Origin of the sequence: Janthinobacterium sp. PSPC3-1 (assembly GCF_049896105.1) — a bacterium.
Lineage (GTDB): Bacteria > Pseudomonadota > Gammaproteobacteria > Burkholderiales > Burkholderiaceae_D > Janthinobacterium.
On the sequence record NZ_JAFCTQ010000001.1, the window covers coordinates 31,748 to 52,626 of the forward strand.

Genomic DNA, 20,879 nt, shown 5'->3' on the forward strand with positions numbered 1-20,879 from the left:
TCCAGAATGCCTGCTTTCTTGTTGAAGGCAGAGCCCATGTCCGATCACGTCTTGTCCACTTCCGCTACTGTCCGCCTGCCATTCGCTGTTTATCTGATCGCCTTGGGCGCCTTTGCACTGGGCATGGCGTCCTATGTGACGGCCGGCCTGATTCCGCTGATCGCGCCCGCGTTCGAGGTGCCGGTGGCGATGGCCGCGCAACTGGTGACGGCGTTTACGCTCGCCTACGGCCTGGGCTCGCCACTGGCGGTCGCCTTGCTGCCGGCCGCGCGCCAGCGCGCCGGCCTGCTGCTGGCGCTGGGATTGTTCGTGCTGGCCAATGCCGCCAGCGCGCTGGCCGGCGGCTTTGCGCAGCTGCTGGTCTTCCGGGCGATTGCCGGCATCGGCTCCGGCGTGTATCTGGCGCTCGGGATTGCCGCCTGCGCCGCCATGGTGGCGCCCGGCCAGCGCGGCAAGGCGATCGCCGCGATCATGGGCGGCATGGCCAGCGGCACGGTGCTGGGCGTGCCGTTGAGCCTGCTGCTGGCAGCACGGTTGGGCTGGGCGTCGGCACTGTGGCTGGTCACGGCGCTGGGGGCGCTGGCGCTGATGGGCTTGTGCTGGAAGCCGCCTGCGATGCCAAAGGCGCCGGCGGTCGCGCTGCGCCGCAAGCTGGCCTTGCTGGCCGATGGCCAGGTGATGGGGATACTGGTCGTTTCGCTGCTGGCGGCGATTGCCAGCCTGGGCATGTACACATTTATCGCGCCGCTGGTGGCGCCGGACGGCGAGGCGGTCGCGCCTTTCCTGTGGGCCTGGGGCGTGGGTGGCGTGGCGGGCAGCATGCTGGTGGGGCCGCTGGCCGACCGCATGGCGGCGCCGCGCCTGACCCTGATCATCTTGCTGCTGCTGCTGGCGCTGTCGCTGGCCGCATTGCCGCTGGCGGGCGCCTGGCAGCACTGGCTGCCATTGCTCCCGATATTGCTGTGGGGCGCGGCCGGCTGGGCGCTGCAGGTGCCGCAGAACCAGCGCCTGCTGGCGGTGCGGGCAGCGCAGGGCGACGGCAACCTGGCCATCGCCCTCAATGAATCGGCGCTGTACCTGGGCAGCGCCATCGGCGCCGCCGGCGGCGGCCTGCTGTTGCTGCTGCACTGGCCAGCATGGCTGCTGGCGGCCGGCGCGGCGGCAGTGGCTGCCGCCGCCGCGCTGCTGCAGCGATGGAACGTGCGGCGGGTTTAGGCTTTCTTCGCCAGCTGCATCCCCACCGGCAGCGCGCGGATGCGCTTGCCCGTGGCGGCAAAGATGGCGTTGCACAGCGCCGGCGCGATCGGCGGGGTGGCCGGTTCGCCCACGCCGCCCAGTTCCATGTCCAGCGTGCCCGGCACCAGGTGGGTGTGGATCACGCGCGGGGCGTCGGCGGCGCGCAGCACGGCGTAGTCGTGGAAATTGCTTTGCTCGACCCTGCCGTTCTTGAAGCTGATTTCGCCGCTCATCGCCAGTGACAGGCCCATGACGCAGGCGCCCTCGATCTGCGAGCGCACGCGGTCCGGGTTGATCTGCGGGCCGCAGTCCATGGCGATATCGACGCGCGGGATCAGCACTTCGCCGGCCGCGTTGATTTCCACCTCGATCACGGCCGCCACGTAGGTGACGAAACTGTAGGACACGGCCAGGCCCAGGCCGCGTCCCTTGGGCAGCTTGCGGCCCCAGCCCGCCTTGGCCGTGGCCAGTTCGATCACGTGGCGCATGCGGCCGATATCGACCGGATATTTGGCCGGGTCTTCGCCATAGTTCCAGCCGTCGGACAGTTCCTTCGGAGCTATCTTGCGCGCCGGTCCCAGGAGTTCCAGCAGATAATCGCGGTGATCCTTTTTCGCCGCATGCGCCAGTTCGGCCGCAAACGACTGGATGGCGAACGCGTGCGGAATATTCGACACCGAGCGGAACCAGCCGATGCGCGTGTGGGCCGGCACTTCCGGCACCTCGACGCGCACATTCGGGATCGCAAACGGCACGTTGATCGCCGACATGCCCAGCTCGAATGGCGCCTGCTTGTTGGCGCCGGCGGCGAAGGTCGAGGTGATGGTGGGCGCTGCCGTGCGGTGCAGCCAGGCGGTCGGGAATCCCTTCGCGTCAAGCGACGCTTCCAGGCGCTCGACCGATACCGTGTGCAGGTAATCGTGCTGCAGGTCGTCGTCGCGGGTCCAGGTCAGCTTGACGGGTTTGCCGTCCATCGCTTTGGACAGCAGCGCCGCTTCGACCGCGAAGTCCGGTTTCGATTTGCGCCCGAAGCCGCCACCGAGCAAGGTGACGTGCACGGTGACGTCCTCGAACGCCAGTCCCAGCGCTTTCGCCACATTGCTGCGCGTGGCTTGTGGCGCCTGCACGCAGGCCCACACTTCGGCCTTGCCGTTGGCCACGCGCACGGTGGCGGCGGGCGGCTCCATGGTGGCGTGGGCCAGGTGCGGCAGATAGTATTCGGCGCTCATCTTGCGCCTGGCCAGTGCGGCGGCCAGGGTTTCAAGCGTCTTGCCCTGGTCGCGCGCCGGCTTGGCGCTCTGGCGCACGGCCGCTTCCAGGGTGGTACGGAATGCCTTCGAATCGTAGACGCCGTTCGGGCCGTCCTCCCATTCCAGCACCAGCGCTTCGCGGCCCTTGATGGCGGCCCAGGTATTGCTGGCAATCACGGCCACCCCGCCCAGCGGATTGAACATGGCCGGCGGCGGGCTGCCCGCCAGTTCGACGATGCGCAGCACGCCCGGCACTTTCAGGGCCGCCGTCTTGTCGACGCTTTTCAGCTTGCCGCCAAACACGGGCGGACGGGCGATCACGGCGTAGTGCATGCCCTCCAGACGCGTGTCGATGCCGAAGTGGGTGTTGCCGGTCACGATATCGTGCAGGTCGATACCGCGCTTGCGATCTTGTTCGCTTTCCTGGCCGATATAGCGCAGCTCTTCGGCGCGCTTGAGCGAGATGCTGGCGCGCGGCGGCACCGGCAGTTTTGCCGCCGCTTCAGCCAGTTCACCGAAGCCCAGCGTGCGTCCGCTGGCCGCATGCACGACCTTGTGGTCGGCCGCTTTCACTTCCGTGACGGCGACGTTCCAGCGCGCGGCGGCCGCCGTTTCCAGCATCAGGCGGGCGGTGGCGCCCACATGGCGCATGGCGCGGAACGAGTGGCGCATGCTGCGCGAGCCGTCGGTGTCCTGGCTGCCGTAGCGCGCTTCGTCGGCCGGAGCTTGTTGCACCTTGACCTTGGCCCAGTCGGCGCCCAGTTCGTCGGCCGCCACCATTGGCAGGCTGGTGCGGATGCCCTGGCCCATTTCCGAGCGATGCGCCACGATGGTCACGATGTCATCAAAGCCGATCGACAAAAATACCAGCGCGTCGTCGACCACGCCGCCGGCCATGTTCTCGCCGCCATACTTGACGGCATCGGCCGCCATCACCAGGCCGGAAGGGCCGGCGACCAGTGTAAAGCCGGCCAGCGCGCCGGCGGCCTTGAGCCAGTTGCGGCGCGAGGCCGAGGCGATCATCTTGTCAGGGGCGTTCATTTGGACGCTCCTTTGGCGGTCACGCCAGCGGCCTGCCTGATGGCCGCATGGATGCGCGTATAGGTGCCGCAGCGGCAGATATTGCCGCTCATCGCCTCGCGGATCTGCTGGTCGCTGGGCTTCGGCGTCTTGTGCAGCAGAGCCGTGGCCGACATGATCTGCCCGGCCTGACAGTAGCCGCATTGCGGCACGCCGTGGTCTTGCCACGCCTGCTGCAGGGCCAGCCCCACCTTGTCTTCGCCCACCGCTTCGATGGTGGTGATCTTTTTGCCGGCGGCGGCCGAGATCGGCGTCACGCACGAGCGCACCGCCTCGCCATCGAGGTGCACGGTGCAGGCCCCGCACAGGGCCATGCCGCAGCCGAACTTGGTGCCTGTCATGCCCAGTTCGTCGCGCAGGGTCCACAGCAGGGGCGTGTCTTCGGGCAGGGCGATATCGTGCCGCTTGCCATTGATGGTCAGGGTAGTCATAGCATTCCTCGGAAGTGGGGGGTACGGAAAAACGTGGCGGCCATCCGTCATGGGGATTAGCTCATCAGTAGTAGATGGTAGCACCGGCCGCCGAGTGCTGCAGGCGAGGCGACCGGCGGCGGCCGTGTTCAACGCCGGCTCTCGTTTCTTCTATACTGCGGCTCCCCGCATTCGGAGTTTTCCATGACAGACAGCACACTGGCGCAAATGGCACAAGGTTTGCCCGATATCCTGGCCCCCGGCTTGCAGGTGGTTTTTTGCGGCCTCAATCCGGGCGCGGAAGCGGCCGTCGCCGGCCACCATTTTCTCGGCCGCGGCAACCGCTTCTGGCCCGTGCTGCACCTGGCCGGCTTCACGCCGCACCAGGTGGCGCCGCAGGATGACGCCAGCGTGCTGGCGTTCGGACTGGGCCTGACCGCGGCGGTGGGGCGGCCGACACAGCGGGCCGACCAGGTCGGCAAGGAAGAATTTGCGCAAGCGGCGGCCGGCCTGCAGCACAAGCTGGCGCTGCTGCAGCCGCAATGGATCGCCTTCCTGGGCAAGGCGGCCTACGCGGCGATGATGGGCCAGCGCCAGGTCGAATGGGGAGAACAAACCGAGCGCTTCGGCGGCGCGCGCGTGTGGATACTGCCGAACCCCAGCGGACTCAATCGCGGCTACAGCAAAGAGCAGCTGGTGCAGGCGTATGCGGAACTCAGGCGCGCGCTCGGTTGATATTCAGTTGATATTCAGCTGATGCTCAACTGCCGCGCACGCAGGCGCGGCGTGACAAAATCGAGAAAGGCGCGCAGTTTCAGCGGCAGCGGCGTTTGTCCCTTGTGCACCAGGCTGACGGGCAAGGGTTCCGACTCGAACGGTTCGAGCACGATGCGCAGCGCATCGTTGCGCAGGGCGTCCATCACCTGGTAGGACATCACCCTGACCAGGCCCACGCCGAGAGTGGCGGCGGCGATCGCCGCGTCCACCGTATTGACGGCCAGCCTGGAATGCACGGGCACGGCCTGCGCCGACCTGGCCGCGCCGAACACCCAGGCGCGCCGCGATTCCATCACCTCGAAACTGATGCAGTCATGCGCGGCCAGGTCGGCCGGCGTGGCCGGCGCGCCATGCCTGGCCAGGTAATCGGGGCTGGCGCAGACCACCCGCCGCACCTTGCCGACGCCAGTGGCCATCAAGCCGCTGTCGGGCAGTTCGCCGATGCGCACCGCCACATCGATATGTTCATCCATCAGGTGCATGACGCGATCGGTCAGCACCAGGTTGATTTCGATCTCCGGATACTGGGCCAGAAACTCGGCCACCACCGGCACGATATGCAAGCGCCCGAACATCATCGGCGCGGTGACCGTCAGTTCGCCCTTGGGCGTGGCGTATTCGCCGGTCGCCGTGCGTTCCGCTTCGCCGATCTCGTCGAGGATGCGTCGGCAGGCGGCCACGTAGGCGCTGCCTGCCTCGGTCAGCGCCAGGTGGCGGGTCGTGCGGTGCAGCAGCCGTGTTTTTAGGTGCGCTTCCAGCGCCGCCACCTTGCGGCTGACGGTGGCCAGCGGCATGGCCAGGTGGCGCGCCGCGGCCGACAGGCTGCCCGCTTCCACCACCGCCAGCAACACCGCCATCGAGTCCAGTTTATCCATGTTCGGTACTCGCGATTCTGTCAAATATTGGAAGAATGACTCCCGATATTATGGGATTCTCTTCATGGGTGCAAGTACGTAAGCTGCTCTTCTGCGCCATGGCATGTTGCCGTGGCGCCTGACAGATCACCATGAAAGGAGGGCGCCATGCGCTCCACACCCCAAAACTCACATGAAACACGGCCGCCGCCGGCCGCGCCGCGCGGCAAGATCCTGATGATGGCGGTGATCGCCGGCGCGGTGATCACCAATATCTATTGCACGCAACCGATACTGCCCCTGATACAGGCCGGCCTCGGCGTCGAGCTGGCGTCCGTCAACCTGGTGGCCGGCGCGGCGCTGCTCGGCTTTGCCACCGGCCTGGCCCTGCTGCTGCCGCTGGGCGACCGTGTCGACCGGCGCAAGCTGGTGCTGGGCCAGATCGCGCTGGCGTTTTTCTTTGCGCTGGCCGCGTGCATGGCGCCCGGCATCTGGGCGCTGGTGGCCGCCTCGTTCGGGCTGGGCATTGTCAGCTGCGTGCCGCAGCAGCTGGTACCGTTTGCCGCCCTGATGTCGTCGCCGGGCGAGCGCGGGCGCTCCGTCGGCACGGTGGTCAGCGGCATCATGGTCGGCATTTTGCTGGGGCGCACGGTGGCCGGCGTGGTGGGCGATGCTTATGGCTGGCGTGCCGTCTACGCCATGGAGGCGGCGTTCATGATACCCGTGTGGTTCACGGCCAGGGCGCTGCTGCCACGCGGCATACCGACCACCCAGCTGTCGTATGCACGGCTGCTGGCCTCATTATGGCCCTTGCTGCGCGACCATCGTCCCATCCGTGAATCGATGCTGATCCAGTCACTGTTGTGGGCCTGCTTCAATGCCTTCTGGGTCAACCTGGCGGCGCTGCTGGCCAACGGTCCATGGCATCTGGGCAGCAGCTGGGCTGGCGCCTTCGGCATTATCGGCGCGGCCGGCGCGCTGGCCGCCGCTGTGGGCGGCAGGGCCGCCGACAGGCTCGGCTCGCGCACCGTCATTGGCGCCAGCATCGTCATCGTCACCTTGTCCTGGTTGCTGATGGCGGGCGCCGGCACCTCGCTGGTGCTGCTGGTGATCGGCGTGATCGTGCTCGATATCGGCGTGCAGGCCGCGCTGGTGGCGAACCAGACGCGCGCCTTTGCCGCCGATCCGGCCGCCCAGGGCCGCATCAACAGCCTGTACATGACGGCCACCTTTATCGGCGGCGCGCTCGGCGTGGCGGCCAGCGGCTGGCTGATGGAGCGCCATGGCTGGCCCGGCGTGGCGGTATTCGGTATGGTACTCGGTGCGGTGGCGGGCGTGATCCACCTGCTTGGGGCGCGCGCACAGCGGCGCAGCGCTTTACCTTTGCATTAGCCTTGCAGGCTGGCCCACAAATGGGCCGCCGCCATGGTGCGGTGGGGCGCGTACTGGCGCAGCCATTGTTCGGTGCGCGCCATGTCCGGCTTGCTGTCTTCTTGCAACAGCTTTTGCAGGGCCGCGCGGATCGCCACGTCGCCATGCAGCGAGCAGTCGGCGTAGCCATAGCCGCGCAGCAGCGCGTAGTTGACGGTCCACGGGCCGATGCCTTTGACATTCAGCAGCGCCTGCGACACCGCCGCTACCTCGCCCGATGCCGGCAGGTCGAGTGACAGTTCACCATCGTCGACCAGTCGTGCCAGGCGCAGCAGCGTTTCGGCCTTGGCGCGCGAAAATTTGCGGTCCGTCAGCTGTTCCGGTTCCAGCCGCGCCACGTCGCGCGCTTCCGGGTAGCACCACAGGCCGCCGCCGTGCCGCCGGCCCGCCTGCAGGATAAAGGTACGGCGCAGCGCAATGGCGAACGGCAGGTTGATCTGCTGGCCGATGATGGCCCAGGTCAGTGCCTCGAACGGCGTGGCCGACTGCACGATGCGCAGGCTGCCGTTGGCGCGCGCCAGGGGGCCCATCAGCGGGTCGCCGGCCACCAGCTGCGCAAACGGCTCGGGCGCGATGCGCAGGCCCAGGATATTGATCAGCACACCGTGCAGCGCGTCCTGCATGCCGTCGTCGCTGGTAGGGCCGTCGATATCGGCGCGGCACAGCGCTTGCGTGGCCGTGAAATCGACTTCCAGCAGCACCGGCGCGCCTTGCTGCAAGATGCCCTTGCGCAGGCCACCGGGCGTCACCTGTTCGGCCACGCCTTGCGCATCACGGCCGTGAAACGCCAGCACGTCCGCCTGGCGGTAGCCGGGCGGCAGCGGCAGGCTCCAGTGCAGGGTATTCATGCGGACAGCGCTTGCGCGTGCTGGATCTGCAGCTTGTCGGGCACGCCATTTTTCACGGCCGTCAGTTCGGCCAGGATGGAGATGGCGATTTCGGCCGGCGTCTTGCTGCCGATGTACAGGCCGACCGGGCCGTGCAGGCGCGCCAGCTGGTCCGGCGTGACGTCGAACTGCAGCAGCCGTTCGCGCCGTTTCGCATTGTTGGCGCGCGAGCCGATGGCGCCGACATAGAAGGCCGGCGACTTCAATGCTTCCATCAGCGCCAGGTCGTCCAGTTTCGGGTCGTGCGTCAGGGCCAGAACGGCGCTGCGGCTGTCCAGCTGCAGTTCCAGCACAAGGTCGTCGGGCATGGCGTGCAGCAGGGGCACGCCGGGCACATTCCAGCCGCCGCGGTAGTCTTCGCGCGGGTCGCAGACGATCACATGGTAATCCATGGCGGTGGCAATCTGCGCCACGAAACGCGACAACTGGCTGGCGCCGATGATCAACAGGCGCCAGCGCGGGCCGTGCTGGGTGGTCAGCAGGTCGTCGTCCAGCACCAGCGTGGCGCCCGGCGCGGCCGCATGCAGGCTGACCGCGCCGCTCTTCAGATCGAGCCGCCGTTCGAGCAGTTCATGGCGCTCCAGCCGCGCCAGCAGTTCGGCCACGCCGCTGCCGGCATGCAGCGGTTCGATCGCCAGCTCGATGGTGCCGCCGCAGGGCAGGCCGAAGCGGTGCGCCTCGTCGGCGCTGATGCCGTAGCTGACGATTTCGGGCCGCTCGCGCACGATGCCGTGCGTGCGCACATGTGCGATCAGGTCATCTTCGATGCAGCCGCCGGACACCGATCCCACCACCGTGCCGTCGTCGCAAATGGCCAGGGTGGCGCCGACCGGGCGCGGACTGGAGCCCCAGGTCTTGATGACGGTGACCAGTTCGCAGCGGCGGCCGGCCGCGATCCAGGCGGCGCAGGTTTTCAGTACTTCGAGGTCGATGCTGTCCATGGTGCGCCGTATGGTGGTTTTAGTGCCTGCCGCATGCGTGCGGCGTGCGATAAAAAAATGGCTATACTGATGACTCGCTATCCCACAGCCTGCGGAGAGTTCAAATGATAATCAAAGAACAGCAATCGCAAGATGAAGGCATGCCCACCCTCAGCAAACTGCTGGTCGGCGTGTTCCTGGCAGTGATATTGATCGGCATCGTCACCTGGGTCGCGGGGGGCGTGTTCCCCCCATTCCCCGGTTCTTAAGGACGCAGCGGTTTCTTCGCCGATTGCTTGGCCCGCACATCGATCACCGCCCGGTTGATGGCGGCGATGCGCGCGCTCATGCCGGGGTGCAGCGCCGTATAGCCATTGGCGGTGCCGGCGGGCACTTGCGTGGCGATGCGCTGCCAGAAGCTGGCCGCGTTGCCGATATCGTAGCCGGCGCGCGCCAGCAGGTAGATCGCCAGGGTGTCGGCCTGGGCGTCCATTTCCTGCGGCATGGCTTTGACACCGGCGGAACCCGTCAGCATCGATACGTCGGGCTGCACCGCGCCCAGGCTGTCGATGATGCTGCCGGCCGTGCCGCTGCTGCGCTGGGTGCGCGCATGGTCGAGGATGTTGTGCGCCATTTCGCGCGCGATCACGAAGGCGATGCCTTCATCGTTTTGCGCCGCATTGACCATGCCGCGCGTGAGCATGATGCGGGCGCCATCCGAATACGCATTGATATTGTCGGCATTGCCCAGCGCAACGCGGAAGGCGCAGGCGCGGGTGACGGGAATCTTCAGGTCCTGCGGCTGGCCCTGGCGTGCAATCGTCATGTTGATGCTGGCGCTTTTCGAGGCCAGCGGGCCAACGATGGCGCCGAACGGGCCTTCCGCGTTCGGGCCGGCAGGCAGCGGCTTGCCTTCGGCGGCCAGCAGGCCGTCGCCCTTGCGCAGGCCGGCGCGCGCGGCGCCGCTGCCCGGCAGCACGCCCGATACCTGCATCTGTTCGCCGTAGCCCAGGGCCGCCTGCGCCGCATCGGCATAGACACCCGGGTAGGAATACTTGTTCTGCGCCGTAAAGCCCAGCAGGTTGCGCGCGTAGGTCTTGCACAGGTCCGCATTGTTGATCAGCAGCGGCGCCGAGACTTTCGACAGCCGGTCCTGCAAGGCCACCATTTTCACCAGGTTGTCCTGCGCCGCCTTCTGCTGCGCCGTGTAGGCGGGCGCTTCATCGGGCGCGGGCGTCATGTTGAACGGGCCGCTGACGGTGGTGCCGGGCGTGGTACACCCGGCAAGCATGGCGGCGCAAGCCACCAGCAGTGGCAGGGCCAATTGGCGCAGCGGGTTTTGGGCTGGAACCATGTGGCGTAAACCTGGCATAAATGTAGTCCTTAGTGTTTGCCGGTGCTGCCGAATCCGCCAGCACCGCGTTCGCTGTCGCCGAATTCCTCGACGACATTAAAGCCCACTTGCAGCACCGGCACGATAATCAGTTGCGCCAGGCGTTCCATGGGGTTGAGCGTGAATGCGTTTTGGCCCCGGTTCCAGGTCGAGACCATCAACTGGCCCTGGTAATCGGAGTCGATCAAGCCTACCAGATTCCCCAGCACGATGCCGTTCTTGTGGCCCATGCCGCTGCGCGGCAGTATCATCGCCGCATAGCCCGGGTCGCCCAGGTAAATCGCCAGGCCGGTCGGGATCAGCACGGTCTGGCCGGGTTCGATCGTGATGGCTTCATCGATGCAGGCACGCAGGTCCAGGCCGGCGCTGCCCGGGGTGGCGTAGGCCGGCAACTGGTCTTTCATACGGGCGTCGAGGATTTTGATGTCGATATTTTTCATTGAATCTGAAGCTTTGTTAAGGGTTACTTGAGCAGCGAAATCTTGGCGATACGCTTGGAAATTTCGGAAATCAGCTGGCGCGCCAGTTCCAGCTTGGAGGCGCGCGGCAGCACGGTGTGGCCGTCTTCGTCGAACAGGATGATGGTGTTGTCGTCCTGGCCGAAGGTGTGGTGGCCGATATTGCCTACCAGCAGGGGGATGCCCTTTTTCTCGCGCTTCGAGGCGCCGAATTCCACCAGGTTTTCCGATTCGGCGGCAAAGCCCACGCAATACGGAAAGCCGCGCAGGTTGGTGCGGGCCGCCACCGTGGCGAGAATATCGGGATTCTGCGCGAACTGCAGTTCGGGCACCGAGCCGTCGGCCTGCTTTTTCATTTTCTGGCTGCTGGCGTTGACCACGCGCCAGTCGGCGACCGCCGCCACGGCGATAAAGACGTGCTGGCCGTCGAGGTGATCGAGCACGGCGTCATGCATCTGCTGCGCGCTTTGCACATCGATGCGGCGCACGCCGAATGGCGCGGGCAGGGCGGTCGGGCCCGAGATCAGGAGCACATCGGCGCCCGCTTCGCGCGCGGCGCGCGCCACGGCGTAACCCATCTTGCCCGAGGACAGATTGGTAATGCCGCGCACCGGATCTATCGCTTCAAAGGTCGGGCCGGCCGTGACCAGCACGCGCCTGCCCGCCAGTACTTTCGGCTGGAAGGCGGCGATCAGTTCCGCCAGCAGCTGCTCCGGTTCCAGCATGCGGCCCAGGCCCACCTCGCCGCACGCCTGTTCGCCGGCGGCCGGGCCAAAGAAGCCGATGCCGTCTTCGCGCAGCTGTTGCACATTGCGGGCGGTGGCGGGGTTCTGCCACATTTCCACGTTCATGGCCGGCGCCACCAGCAGCGGCAGCTGCGCGGGGCGCGCCAGGCACAGGGTCGACAGCAGGTCGTCGCACACGCCATGGGCGAGCTTGCGCAGGAAATCGGCCGAACACGGCGCGATCAGGATGGCGTCGGCGCCGCGCGTGAGATCGATATGCGCCATATTGTTGGCTATGCGCGCATCCCATTGGCTGGTGTGCACGGGGTGGCCGGACAGCGCCTGCATCGTCACGGCCGTGATGAAGTGGCTGGCCGCGTCCGTCATGACCACTTGCACCGAAGCGCCGGCGCGGGTCAGTGCGCGGCACAGTTCGGCCGCCTTGTAGCAGGCGACGCCGCCCGACAGGCCCAGGACGATTTTTTTACCCGACAATTCCATGACCAAGCTCCCTTTATTTGTTGACACGCCGCAGTTCATCGATGATGAACAGGGCCGCGCCGATGCAGATGGCGCTGTCGGCGATATTGAAAGCGGGGAAATGGCCCCAGCTTTTCCAGTGGAAATCGAGGAAATCGACCACGTGGCCGTAGACCAGGCGGTCGATGGCGTTGCCCAGCGCGCCACCCAAAATCAATGCCAGGGCCCAGCAAAACATGCGCTGGCCGGCGTGTTTTTTCAACAGATAGATGATGTAGACGGCTGCCGCCAGCGCGATACCGGTGAAGAAATAGCGCTGCCAGCCGCCCTGGTCGGACAAAAAGCTGAACGCGGCGCCCTTGTTAAACGCCAGCACCAGGTTGAAGAACGAGGTGATGACCTTTTCCTCGGCATACTGGAAGGTGCGCAGCACGGTGATCTTGCTGATCTGGTCGAACAGGATGACGATGGCGGCGATGCCCAGCCAGGGAACCAGGGACGATGACGACGACGATTTCGATTTCGACACAACGCGGTTTTTAGTGGCCATATTTTTTCAGGAAGAGGTAAAGCCGCCGCTGCCTGGATGCAGGCAGCGGCGGGCGGGAGCGGAACGCGAGCGGCGTTCCGGTGCGACAGTTTAAGCGAAGCGGCGCGATTCGCCTTTTCCGAACAGATTGCTGACGCAGCGGCCGCACAGGGTCGGATGTTCGGCATCCGTGCCCACGTCCGCGCGGTAGTGCCAGCAGCGCTCGCACTTCGGCGCTGTCGATGCCGTGACGACCACTTCCTCAGCAGCTTCGTCAGCCACTTCGGCCACGCTTGCCTGCGAGGTGATAAAGACGAATTTCAAGTCGTCGCCCAAGGTGGTCAACAGCTTGTACTTCATCGGCGCGGCCTTGATGGTCAGCTCGGCCTGCAGCGACGAACCGATGGCGCCCGAGGTGCGCAGGTCTTCCAGCTGCTTTGTCACATCGGTGCGCACGGCGCGCAGGGCCGTGTATTTTTCCAGCAGTTCCGCGCTGTCCGCCACTGCCGGCAACTGCCACCAGGTTTGCGTGAAGATGGTTTCATCGCTGGCGGCATACGCTTCCTCGCCCGCGAACACGGCCCACGCTTCTTCGGCCGTAAACGACAGGGCAGGGGCCATCAGGCGCAGCAGGCTTTGCGTGATGTGCCACAGGGCTGTCTGCGCCGAACGGCGCGCGTGCGAGGTGAGGCCGGTGGTGTACAGGCGGTCCTTCAGGATATCGAGGTAGAAACCGCCCAGGTCTTCCGAGCAGTAGGTTTGCAGCTTGGACACTACCGGATGGAACTCGTAGCGCGAATAGTTGTTTTCGATCTGCTGCTGCAGCGACGCCATGTTGGCGATCGCATAGCGGTCGATCTCGAACAGCTCGGCCACCGGCACCGCGTCAACGGCCGGGTTGAAGTCCGAGGTATTGGCCAGCAGGAAGCGCAGGGTGTTGCGGATGCGGCGGTACGATTCGGTCACGCGTTTCAGGATCTCGTCGGAGATCGACAGCTCGCCCGTGTAGTCGGTCGAGGCGATCCACAGGCGCAGGATGTCGGCGCCCAGGCTGTCCGAGATTTTCTGTGGCGCCAGCGTGTTGCCCAGCGACTTGGACATCTTCTTGCCTTCGCCATCGACCGTGAAGCCGTGCGTCAGCAGGGCCTTGTACGGCGGACGGCCGTTCAGCATCGACGACACCAGCAGGGACGAGTGGAACCAGCCGCGATGCTGGTCCGAGCCTTCCAGGTACAGGTCGGCCGGGAATTGCAATTGCGTCGAGTGCGAACCGTGCGCCTGCGGGCCGCCCAATACCGTCTGGTGGGTGGCGCCGGAATCGAACCACACGTCCAGCGTGTCCTTGTTCTTGGCGTAGATGGCCGCTTCGTCGCCGATCAGGTCCGCCAGGTCCAGCGCCTGCCACGCTTCGATGCCGTCTTTTTCGATCAGCTTGGCCACTTGCTCCAGCAGTTCCGGCGTGCGCGGGTGCAGGTCGCCGGTTTCCTTGTGCACGATAAAGGCCATCGGCACGCCCCACTGGCGCTGGCGCGACAGGGTCCAGTCGGGACGGTTGGCGATCATGCCGTGCAGGCGCGCCTGGCCCCAGTCCGGGAAGAACTCGGTGTCGGCGATGCCTTTCAGGGCGGTTTCGCGCAGGGTGGCGCCGCCGTCTTTTGGCGTCACATCCATGCCGGCGAACCACTGCGAGGTGGCGCGGTAGATGATCGGCGTCTTGTGGCGCCAGCAATGCATGTAGCTGTGGTCGAACATCTTGACTTCGAACAGGGCACCGGCTTCGCGCAGGGCGTTGCAGATCGGTTTCGACGCTTCCCAGATGGTCATGCCGCCGAACAGCGGCAGGGTCGAGGCGAACTTGCCGTCGCCCATCACCGGCTTGATGATGTCGTCGTCCTTCATGCCGTGCGCCTTGCACGAGATAAAGTCGTCCAGGCCGTAGGCCGGCGCCGAGTGCACCACGCCGGTGCCGCTTTCGGTGGTCACGTACTCGGCCAGGTAGAGCGGCGACAGGCGGTCATAGAACGCGTCGCTTGCATGCAGCGGATGGCGGAAATTGATGCCGGCCAGGGCCGCGCCGTCGCAAGTGGCGATCGTCGTGCCGTCGAGCTTGAAGCGCGCCAGGCTGGAGACGACCAGGTCCTGCGCCAGGATCAGCAGCAATGGCTGGCCATCGCGCTCGGCTTGCACCAGCGCGTACTTGACTTCCGGATTGACGTTCAGCGCCTGGTTCGACGGGATGGTCCACGGCGTGGTGGTCCAGATGACGATATAGCCGTTCTCGGTCGGCAGCGACGGCAGGCCGAACGCTTGCGCGATGCGGTCGAATTCCTTGAATTTGAACCCCACGTCGATGGCCGGATCGCGTTTTTCCGCGTATTCCACTTCCGCCTCGGCCAGCGCCGACTGGCAGTCGAAACACCAGTTGACCGGCTTCAGGCCGCGGTACACATAACCTTTTTCCAGCAGCTTGCCCAGCGCGCGCAGTTCGTCGGCTTCATTGCCGTGCGCCATCGTCAGGTAGGGGTTGTCCCATTCGCCGAGCACGCCCAGGCGGATAAAGTCCTTCTTCTGGCGCTCGACCTGCACATTGGCGTAGGCGCGCGCTTTTTCCAGCACTTCGGCCGTCGGCAAATTCTTGCCGTACAGTTTTTCGATCTGGATCTCGATCGGCATGCCGTGGCAATCCCAGCCCGGCACATAAGGCGCATCGAAGCCGGCCAGCGAGCGCGACTTGACCACCATGTCTTTCAGGATCTTGTTGACGGCGTGACCCAGGTGGATGTCGCCGTTGGCATACGGCGGGCCGTCATGCAGGATGAATTTCGGCCGGCCGGCGGCGGCCTTGCGCACGCGCTCGTAGATTTTCTTGTCTTGCCATTGCTGTACCCATTGCGGCTCGCGCTTGGCCATGTCGCCGCGCATCGGGAAGGTGGTTTCCGTCATGTTGACCGGATATTTGCTGACGGGTTTCTTGTTCTGCTTCGGTGCGGCTGGCTTGTTTTGGTCGGACATGGATGGTTTTCTTTACTTGGATGGTGTGAGTTACTGTGGCGGGCAAGCCCGCCGCGCGCAGGAGTTGGCCGGGATCAAATTCGGTCGGTGGCGGTAATGGCGCTGCGGCGCTGTGCGAAATAGGCGCGCGCCTGGTTCGAGTCGCGCTCGATGGCGGCCGTCAGGGTCGGCAGGTCGTCGTATTTCTCTTCGTCGCGCAGCTTTTCAAGGAACTCCACGCGCACCAGCTTGCCGTAGCAGGACTGGGCGAAGTCGAACAGGTGTACCTCCAGCAGCACGCGGCCGCTGTCATCGACGGTGGGACGCACGCCCAGGCTGGCCACGGCCGGCAGCGGCTGTGGCGCCAGGCCATGCACTTGCACGATAAAGATGCCGGACAGGGCGGGGCGGTGCGCCACGCGCAGGTTCAGGGTCGGAAAACCCAGGGTGCGGCCCAGTTTCTGGCCATGGATCACATGGCCGGAAATTGCATACGGGTGGCCCAGCAGCTGCGTGGCCAGGGTGAAGTCGCCATCGGCTAGCGCCAGGCGCACGGCCGAGGACGAGATGCGGGTGCTGCCATTCATCACGGTGGGCAGGGTTTCAACATGAAAACCATGCTCGCGGCCCGCTTCCTGCAGCATGGCCACGTCGCCGGCGCGCCGCGCGCCATAGCAGAAGTCGTCGCCGACCATCAGCCATTTCACATGCAGGCCATCGACCAGCACCTGCTGCGTGAATTCCTGCGGCGTCAATGACGCGAACTGGGCGCTGAAATGCTCGACGATGACCCGGTCGATGCCGGCGTCTTCCAGCGACTGCAGCTTGTCGCGCAGGTTGGCGATGCGCTGTGGCGCTTTCGACAGGTCGCCCGCGCGCTGGGCAAAGAACTCGCGCGGATGCGGTTCGAACGTCATCACGGCCGCTTCAATGCCGAGTTCGGTCGCCGCCTCGCGCACGCGCGCCAGCAAGGCTTGATGGCCGATATGGACACCGTCAAAATTGCCGATGGTCAGCGCGCACGGTGCGCGTGCCTGGGCATTGGGAAGTCCGCGAAATACCTTCATGGGAATGGGATGAAAACTGTGCCAAAAGGGGGATTATACGGACTGTTTCAGGGATGCACACCCGGCAGGGCCGGCACAGGGGTAATTTCCCTGCTGAAATGATAAAAAGCGTTGCCGGCAGAGCTGCCGACAACGCTTTTCGAGGATGCTGCAAACTTGCTTATTTATTCATGAGGGTCCAGTAGCGGGCCAGGTCAGCGGCGCCATCGGTGCCCTTGACGGTTTTCAATGCCGTGTTGGCATTGGCTTTCTTGCCGGCGTGGATGTAAGCGATGCCCAGGTGCAGCTTGGCTTCTTCCGGATACTTGGCGGTGCCCAGTTTCACGGCGTCGTTCATCAGGCCCAGGCCCTTGTCGGCCTGGCCGTCGTAGACCAAGGCAAAGCCCAGCTTGCTCAAGCTGTCGGCGTCCTTGTTCTTGACGTATTCGGCTTCCGACTTGGCGGCGTTGGCTTTCAGATCGGCCTGGGTTTTCAGGGCCAGGTCTTTCAGGCGCTGGTGACGGGCGGCATCGGCGCCGGTGCCCAGCACGCCTTTTTTGTAACCCTGGTCGATGATGCTCAAGGCTTCACCCGGATTGGCTGCCTGCAGTGCCAGCTGGCTGATTTCCATGTATTCGGATGGCTTGGTGAACAGGCCGTTGGCCAGGCGCAGGCGCTGCACGTCCAGGCCCAGGCGCTGGGAGAAGCCCGGTTTGCCCGATACGCGGTTCAGCAGGTCGGCCCAGTAGCTCGCTTTCGGATAGCTGGCAGCCAGTTTTTCCAGGGTCGACACATAGCCGGCCTTGTCACCCTGTTTCAGCTGGATATTGGCCAGCATTTGCAGGCTGGCTTCCGAGTTGCCGCCTTTTGCCTGCAGCTCTTTTGCCGCTTCGGCGTAGTTGCCGCTCGAATAGTAGGCCTGGATCAGGTATTCGCGGGTCTGTGGATCTTCGCGGTCTTTCAGCGAGCGCTTGAACCAGGTGATGGCGTTCGGCCAGTCCTTGGCGCGGTAGTACATGCCGGCCAGGCCTTGCGTGAATTTCGGTGCTTCGGCGGCGCTCAGGCGGCCGGAATTGATGACGGCTTCAAAAGCCTTGATGGCGGCGCCGTTATCGCCGGCGCCAGCGGCGGCCGAGGCGCGCACGCGTTCGATCTGGTAGCTCTCAAAGGCGGTCTTGCCGCTGACGTTGTCAGCTTCGCGCAGCTTGGCCAACGCTTCCTTGTTTTTGCCGGCGCTCGTGAGTCGTTGTGCTTCTTGCAGTGGCTTGCCCACTTCGGCGCGCACGGTGTCGGCGGCATATGCGAGCGAACCCAGGCCGATGACGGGAGTTGCTGCGGTAAAACCGATAGCGGCCATGACGAGGCCGAGATGAGCGAGACGAAACTTGGACATGAGAAAGTCTTTCTGTAAAAAGCGAATAGGCAGGATGGCCTGCCTATTCGGATGTAAAGAGAACCTGATTGCTGTAGCTTACTGGAATTGCTCGTTACCGACCAGACCGATTTTAGTCACGCCCAGACGCTGCGCCGTTGCCATGACACCGGCGACGACCTTGTATTCCACCAGCTTGTTCGGACGCAGATGCACTTCCGGCTGGTCTGCTTGCGCAGCAACGTTGTTCAGCTTGACTTCCAGCGAGGCACGGTCAGGAACGACCTGATTGTCCCACAAGATGGTGCCGTCAAAATCGACATCGATCGTGACGACCACTGGTTCCGTAGTCGGTGGCGGCGGGGTGCCGACCGGCATGTTCAGGTTCACCGAGTGGTTTTGTTTTGGAATCGTAATGATCAACATGATAATCAGCACCAACATCACATCGATGAGGGGCGTCATGTTCAGTTCCATCATTGGTTCCGGATCCGCGCCTGCTGCGCTTCCCGAACCGACATTCATACTCATAGTGTTTCCTTTAAGAAGTCCAACGAAGCACCGGGCGCAACTGCCGCCCGGCAAGCTCCTGACTGAAGCGCCCCGTTATTGCCAGGACGCTGCAATCAGTCGCTATCAGCTCTTGTCAGGTGGTTCGGTGATGAAGCCGACCTTCTGAATCCCGGCACGTTGGGTCGTGAAGATCACTCGGCCGATCGATTCGTAGCGTGCTTCCTGGTCGCCACGAACGTGTACTTCCGGCTGAGGTAGTTTCACTGCTTCAACTTTAAGATAATCGAACAGTTCGTTCGTGTCTTTCAGTCTGGTCTGGCCCAGGTAAATCTCGCCGTCCTTGTTAACCACGATGTTAACGTTTTGCGGCTTGCTTTGAAGGGCTTGGTTGGCCTCAATCGGCAGATCGATTTTCTGCAGCTTGAGAACAACCGGACTGGTGATCAAGAAAATGATCAGCAAAACCAACATGATGTCGACGAGCGGCGTCGTGTTGATTTCTGACATTACTTGATCTTCATCTCCGCTGTCGGAGCCGACGGACATCGACATGATTCTTATCCGATCTTTTTAGCGCCGGCAGCACGGCCAGCTTCGCTGGTCGACATGGCGCCGGAAACCAGAACCGAGTGTACGTCGGCGCTGAACGAGCGGATGTCTTCCATAGCGGTTTTGTTACGACGAACCAACCAGTTGTAACCCAGAACGGCAGGCACGGCGACCAGCAGACCAAACGCGGTCATGATCAGTGCTTCACCAACTGGACCTGCAACTTTGTCGATCGAGGCGTTACCGGTCATGCCGATGGCGGTCAGCGCGCCGTAGATACCCCAAACGGTACCGAACAGACCGATGAACGGTGCGGTCGAACCAACGGTTGCCAGGAACGACAGGCCATCTTGCAGACGCGACTGGACTTTGTCCGAAGCGCGCTGGATCGACATCGTCACCCAGGTCGACAGATCGATTTGTTCCAGCAGGGCGCCGTCGTGGTGAGCGGTTGCCTTGGTGCCCGATTCAGCGATGAAGCGGAATGGCGAGCCTTCGGCCAGGGTAGCCGAACCGGCAGCGATCGAAGGTGCTTTCCAGAATTTGGCAGCGGTTTCTTTCGCTTGCTTGAAGATCTTCATCTGATCCAGCAGTTTGGTGATGATGATGTACCAGCTGCCGATCGACATGATGGCCAGGATGATCAGGGTGGCGCGTGGCACGAAGCCGCCGTCCCACACAGCCGACAGGCCGAACGGGTTGTGCACTTCTTCGGTTTTTGGAGCGGCTGCGTCAGCGGCTGGAGCGGCTGCATCGGCTGCTGGTGCTGCTGCGTCAGCAGCTGGTGCTGGTGCTGCTGCAGCGTCTGCCGCAGGCGCCGTGGCTGCTGCCGAAGCTGGCGCGTCCGCGAATGCTGGAGCTGCTACCAGGGCGGTAGTAGCGGTAACGGACAACAGAACCGCGGCAAAAAATGCGGACAAACGGGTATTCTTAAACATGCTTCCTCCAAAATTAAAAATAACAGATCGCTGAACGTGATGACAACGAAATCATGGTGTGAGACAGCGGGTAGCTGTCTCGGGTTTTAATCCAGCGACCAAACGTATTGCATTTGCTGCCAGCCTTGTTCCGGCTTGCCGTCCACCGTTGCTGGCTTGAACGTGCAACGGCTGATGCCTGTTACCGCGGCTTTGTCCAGATCGCGGAAGCCGCTCGACTTCACGATCTTCGAATCGGCGACCTTGCCATCGACGCCAATCAGGAACGACAGTGTCACGACACCGGTTTCCTCATTGCGCTGCGACGACTTCGGATAAGCCGGCTTCTCGCAGACGCTGAAGTCAACGACCGCTGCGGTACGCACCGATTTGGCTGGTCCAGGAGGAGCGGCTGGCGCAGGCTGTGCAGGCGGCGTTGGCGGTGCCAGTACATTGGTGGCTGGCTTCACCTGGGTGGTGTTGGCAATCACGTTCTGTGGCGGCGGCGGCTGCTGCACGTTCACCTCGACTGGCGGAATGAATGGCGGCGGTGGCGCTTTCATTTCTGGCGGCGGTGGTGGCGGTGGAAGATCCTTCGGTGGAGGCGGTTTCACTTCCTCGATAATCTTGGTTTCAACCGGGTCCATCATTTTGGTGACCAAGCGCTTGCCCAAGCCCGTCGCAATCCCGTAAGCCGCGAGAACGTGCAGCAGGACAACGATCGTGATGCCTGTGTAGTTCTTGGGACTTTTCTCGTTCGAAAAATTCATGCCTGCTTTCTCCAAATACCATCTCTTGTCTTGCAACTGAACCCCAAAATGACGACACAAAGCTCCAGCCGTATCCGGGACGTCGCCGAATTATACATACGAATTCTTTATTTTACACAGATTTTTAACGCCTAAAACCGGTTAAATTTTCCCACCTTTTGCGCCCTGAAAACGTACTTGCTTATGCCATCTTTGCACGCTTTCGGACATAAAAAAAGGCGGTCTTATCGGTTTTCTACAGCCGTTTGGGCCTACCACGGCTAAGTTCTCCCATGTGTCGATATGGCAGAA

20 protein-coding genes are annotated in these 20,879 nt (G+C 63.9%); 4 read left to right on the forward strand and 16 right to left on the reverse strand.

Annotated features, from left to right (window positions below):
• Window positions 1-36 precede the first annotated feature (36 nt).
• The gene (locus tag ACP7B7_RS00175; protein WP_308924848.1) at window positions 37-1,215 is read left to right on the forward strand and encodes an MFS transporter; all 1,179 of its coding nucleotides are present in this window, start codon (window positions 37-39) and stop codon (window positions 1,213-1,215) included.
• Here the strand turns inward: ACP7B7_RS00175 and ACP7B7_RS00180 are convergent.
• Both ACP7B7_RS00180 and ACP7B7_RS00185 read right to left on the reverse strand, forming a co-directional pair.
• Entirely contained in the window at window positions 1,212-3,527 is a 2,316-nt protein-coding gene (locus ACP7B7_RS00180) for a molybdopterin cofactor-binding domain-containing protein (RefSeq protein ID WP_426075371.1), read from the reverse strand. The genes ACP7B7_RS00175 and ACP7B7_RS00180 overlap by 4 nt on opposite strands.
• On the reverse strand, window positions 3,524-3,997 hold the full coding sequence (locus ACP7B7_RS00185) for a (2Fe-2S)-binding protein (protein ID WP_308924850.1): 474 nt from the start codon (window positions 3,995-3,997) through the stop codon (window positions 3,524-3,526). The genes ACP7B7_RS00180 and ACP7B7_RS00185 overlap by 4 nt, the downstream gene beginning before the upstream one ends.
• Window positions 3,998-4,180: 183 nt before the next feature.
• Here ACP7B7_RS00185 and mug point away from each other — a divergent pair, with 183 nt between their 5' ends.
• On the forward strand, window positions 4,181-4,711 hold the full coding sequence (mug, locus tag ACP7B7_RS00190; protein ID WP_308924851.1) for a G/U mismatch-specific DNA glycosylase: 531 nt from the start codon (window positions 4,181-4,183) through the stop codon (window positions 4,709-4,711).
• 14 nt (window positions 4,712-4,725) lie between these two features.
• Here mug and ACP7B7_RS00195 read toward each other — a convergent pair whose 3' ends face one another.
• Complete coding sequence (locus ACP7B7_RS00195) at window positions 4,726-5,628, reverse strand: LysR family transcriptional regulator (RefSeq protein ID WP_308924852.1); 903 nt, start codon at window positions 5,626-5,628, stop codon at window positions 4,726-4,728.
• Between the two features lie 147 nt (window positions 5,629-5,775).
• Between ACP7B7_RS00195 and ACP7B7_RS00200 the strand changes: the two genes are divergently transcribed.
• A complete protein-coding gene (locus ACP7B7_RS00200; RefSeq protein ID WP_426075372.1) occupies window positions 5,776-6,999 on the forward strand; it encodes an MFS transporter in 1,224 nt (407 codons plus the stop codon).
• Here ACP7B7_RS00200 and ACP7B7_RS00205 read toward each other — a convergent pair.
• Window positions 6,996-7,886: a DNA-3-methyladenine glycosylase 2 gene (locus ACP7B7_RS00205; protein ID WP_308924854.1), complete on the reverse strand. Its 891-nt coding sequence runs from the start codon at window positions 7,884-7,886 to the stop codon at window positions 6,996-6,998. The two genes, ACP7B7_RS00200 and ACP7B7_RS00205, sit on opposite strands and share 4 nt — an antisense overlap.
• Window positions 7,883-8,866, reverse strand: a complete 984-nt coding sequence (locus ACP7B7_RS00210) for an XdhC family protein (protein ID WP_308924855.1) — start codon at window positions 8,864-8,866, stop codon at window positions 7,883-7,885. Before ACP7B7_RS00210 ends, ACP7B7_RS00205 begins: the two co-directional genes overlap by 4 nt.
• A gap of 104 nt (window positions 8,867-8,970) precedes the next feature.
• Between ACP7B7_RS00210 and ACP7B7_RS00215 the strand changes: the two genes are divergently transcribed.
• Window positions 8,971-9,114, forward strand: coding sequence for a hypothetical protein (locus tag ACP7B7_RS00215; protein WP_308924856.1), 144 nt, complete (start codon window positions 8,971-8,973; stop codon window positions 9,112-9,114).
• Here the strand turns inward: ACP7B7_RS00215 and ACP7B7_RS00220 are convergent.
• The 11 genes from ACP7B7_RS00220 to ACP7B7_RS00270 all read right to left on the reverse strand — a co-directional run bounded on the left by ACP7B7_RS00220 (window position 9,111) and on the right by ACP7B7_RS00270 (window position 20,588).
• The gene (locus tag ACP7B7_RS00220) at window positions 9,111-10,199 is read right to left on the reverse strand and encodes a M48 family metallopeptidase (protein ID WP_308924857.1); all 1,089 of its coding nucleotides are present in this window, start codon (window positions 10,197-10,199) and stop codon (window positions 9,111-9,113) included. The genes ACP7B7_RS00215 and ACP7B7_RS00220 overlap by 4 nt on opposite strands.
• Before the next feature lie 29 nt (window positions 10,200-10,228).
• On the reverse strand, window positions 10,229-10,678 hold the full coding sequence (dut, locus tag ACP7B7_RS00225) for a dUTP diphosphatase (protein ID WP_308924858.1): 450 nt from the start codon (window positions 10,676-10,678) through the stop codon (window positions 10,229-10,231).
• Window positions 10,679-10,701: 23 nt separating this feature from the next.
• Window positions 10,702-11,922 (reverse strand): bifunctional phosphopantothenoylcysteine decarboxylase/phosphopantothenate--cysteine ligase CoaBC, encoded by a 1,221-nt coding sequence (gene coaBC, locus ACP7B7_RS00230; RefSeq protein ID WP_426075373.1) that lies wholly within the window; start codon window positions 11,920-11,922, stop codon window positions 10,702-10,704.
• A gap of 13 nt (window positions 11,923-11,935) precedes the next feature.
• Window positions 11,936-12,451 carry a signal peptidase II gene (gene lspA / locus ACP7B7_RS00235; RefSeq protein ID WP_308924860.1) on the reverse strand — a complete coding sequence of 172 codons (516 nt, stop codon included), beginning with the start codon at window positions 12,449-12,451 and terminating at the stop codon, window positions 11,936-11,938.
• A gap of 90 nt (window positions 12,452-12,541) precedes the next feature.
• Window positions 12,542-15,442 (reverse strand): isoleucine--tRNA ligase, encoded by a 2,901-nt coding sequence (gene ileS / locus ACP7B7_RS00240; protein WP_426075374.1) that lies wholly within the window; start codon window positions 15,440-15,442, stop codon window positions 12,542-12,544.
• 74 nt (window positions 15,443-15,516) lie between these two features.
• Complete coding sequence (locus ACP7B7_RS00245; RefSeq protein WP_308924862.1) at window positions 15,517-16,488, reverse strand: bifunctional riboflavin kinase/FAD synthetase; 972 nt, start codon at window positions 16,486-16,488, stop codon at window positions 15,517-15,519.
• Between the two features lie 160 nt (window positions 16,489-16,648).
• Window positions 16,649-17,860: a tetratricopeptide repeat protein gene (locus ACP7B7_RS00250; protein WP_308924863.1), complete on the reverse strand. Its 1,212-nt coding sequence runs from the start codon at window positions 17,858-17,860 to the stop codon at window positions 16,649-16,651.
• Between the two features lie 78 nt (window positions 17,861-17,938).
• Complete coding sequence (locus ACP7B7_RS00255; RefSeq protein ID WP_308924864.1) at window positions 17,939-18,370, reverse strand: ExbD/TolR family protein; 432 nt, start codon at window positions 18,368-18,370, stop codon at window positions 17,939-17,941.
• A 105-nt stretch (window positions 18,371-18,475) separates the two neighbouring features.
• Window positions 18,476-18,904 (reverse strand): ExbD/TolR family protein, encoded by a 429-nt coding sequence (locus ACP7B7_RS00260; protein ID WP_308924865.1) that lies wholly within the window; start codon window positions 18,902-18,904, stop codon window positions 18,476-18,478.
• Between the two features lie 5 nt (window positions 18,905-18,909).
• A complete protein-coding gene (locus tag ACP7B7_RS00265) occupies window positions 18,910-19,839 on the reverse strand; it encodes a MotA/TolQ/ExbB proton channel family protein (protein WP_308924866.1) in 930 nt (309 codons plus the stop codon).
• 86 nt (window positions 19,840-19,925) lie between these two features.
• The gene (locus ACP7B7_RS00270) at window positions 19,926-20,588 is read right to left on the reverse strand and encodes an energy transducer TonB (protein ID WP_426075375.1); all 663 of its coding nucleotides are present in this window, start codon (window positions 20,586-20,588) and stop codon (window positions 19,926-19,928) included.
• Between the last annotated feature and the right edge of the window lie 291 nt (window positions 20,589-20,879).

Coding starts and splice junctions, on each gene's coding strand:
- ACP7B7_RS00270 (WP_426075375.1), bottom strand. CDS start 20,588: ATGAATTTTTCGAACGAGAAAAGTCCCAAGAACTACACAGGCATCACG.
- ACP7B7_RS00245 (WP_308924862.1), bottom strand. CDS start 16,488: ATGAAGGTATTTCGCGGACTTCCCAATGCCCAGGCACGCGCACCGTGC.
- ACP7B7_RS00210 (WP_308924855.1), bottom strand. CDS start 8,866: ATGGACAGCATCGACCTCGAAGTACTGAAAACCTGCGCCGCCTGGATC.
- ACP7B7_RS00220 (WP_308924857.1), bottom strand. CDS start 10,199: ATGGTTCCAGCCCAAAACCCGCTGCGCCAATTGGCCCTGCCACTGCTG.
- ACP7B7_RS00215 (WP_308924856.1), top strand. CDS start 8,971: ATGATAATCAAAGAACAGCAATCGCAAGATGAAGGCATGCCCACCCTC.
- ACP7B7_RS00195 (WP_308924852.1), bottom strand. CDS start 5,628: ATGGATAAACTGGACTCGATGGCGGTGTTGCTGGCGGTGGTGGAAGCG.
- dut (WP_308924858.1), bottom strand. CDS start 10,678: ATGAAAAATATCGACATCAAAATCCTCGACGCCCGTATGAAAGACCAG.
- coaBC (WP_426075373.1), bottom strand. CDS start 11,922: ATGGAATTGTCGGGTAAAAAAATCGTCCTGGGCCTGTCGGGCGGCGTC.
- ACP7B7_RS00185 (WP_308924850.1), bottom strand. CDS start 3,997: ATGACTACCCTGACCATCAATGGCAAGCGGCACGATATCGCCCTGCCC.
- ACP7B7_RS00265 (WP_308924866.1), bottom strand. CDS start 19,839: ATGTTTAAGAATACCCGTTTGTCCGCATTTTTTGCCGCGGTTCTGTTG.
- ileS (WP_426075374.1), bottom strand. CDS start 15,442: ATGTCCGACCAAAACAAGCCAGCCGCACCGAAGCAGAACAAGAAACCC.
- ACP7B7_RS00255 (WP_308924864.1), bottom strand. CDS start 18,370: ATGAGTATGAATGTCGGTTCGGGAAGCGCAGCAGGCGCGGATCCGGAA.
- ACP7B7_RS00250 (WP_308924863.1), bottom strand. CDS start 17,860: ATGTCCAAGTTTCGTCTCGCTCATCTCGGCCTCGTCATGGCCGCTATC.
- ACP7B7_RS00200 (WP_426075372.1), top strand. CDS start 5,776: ATGCGCTCCACACCCCAAAACTCACATGAAACACGGCCGCCGCCGGCC.
- ACP7B7_RS00260 (WP_308924865.1), bottom strand. CDS start 18,904: ATGTCGATGTCCGTCGGCTCCGACAGCGGAGATGAAGATCAAGTAATG.
- lspA (WP_308924860.1), bottom strand. CDS start 12,451: ATGGCCACTAAAAACCGCGTTGTGTCGAAATCGAAATCGTCGTCGTCA.
- ACP7B7_RS00180 (WP_426075371.1), bottom strand. CDS start 3,527: ATGAACGCCCCTGACAAGATGATCGCCTCGGCCTCGCGCCGCAACTGG.
- ACP7B7_RS00205 (WP_308924854.1), bottom strand. CDS start 7,886: ATGAATACCCTGCACTGGAGCCTGCCGCTGCCGCCCGGCTACCGCCAG.
- ACP7B7_RS00175 (WP_308924848.1), top strand. CDS start 37: ATGTCCGATCACGTCTTGTCCACTTCCGCTACTGTCCGCCTGCCATTC.
- mug (WP_308924851.1), top strand. CDS start 4,181: ATGACAGACAGCACACTGGCGCAAATGGCACAAGGTTTGCCCGATATC.